This window comes from Bradyrhizobium sp. Crot121, from assembly GCF_059512385.1.
In genome coordinates this window covers 1-393 of sequence record NZ_JCAMOR010000447.1, presented here as the reverse complement: position 1 = coordinate 393, position 393 = coordinate 1, and the positions used below count along the sequence as shown (strand labels likewise).

The following is a 393-nucleotide window of genomic DNA, read 5'->3' as shown; positions in this document are numbered from 1 at the left end:
TTAACACGCCAAGTGCGGAAACCAGACCAGGCCAATAACGCGGCGATGGCGATCAACGTCGCCAGCCCGACGATGTTTTGCATTGCTACTCCTACACAAATGATGCGCATGGGGAGGTGAACCGAGCAGAATGGAATCTGCCGGTCGTTCACGCTGACGACAAATCTCGTGACGCAGCCGTCGGCAGCGTGCCATCAAAGCTAGGCCACTGAACGGCCGCCGTCGTGGGCCCAACGCGCCCTTTCGTGCCTTGCGTCACGCACTGGATTGAGCGTCGTCGCCCCGCAGATGAACGCCGGGTGCGTGACCGAAGCGTTGGCGGAATGCACGGGCGAAATTAGTGTAATCGCGGTACCCGCACGCGTAGGCTATCGTGCTCAGAGGCTGGCCCGA

Annotated in this window: 1 protein-coding gene; it reads right to left on the bottom strand. The window is 60.8% G+C overall.

The window, feature by feature from the left end; genetic code table 11:
* Positions 1–255: 255 nt before the first annotated feature.
* Positions 256–381: a hypothetical protein gene (locus AC5ZGW_RS47415; protein WP_496114307.1), complete on the bottom strand. Its 126-nt coding sequence runs from the start codon at positions 379–381 to the stop codon at positions 256–258.
* Positions 382–393: the final 12 nt, after the last annotated feature.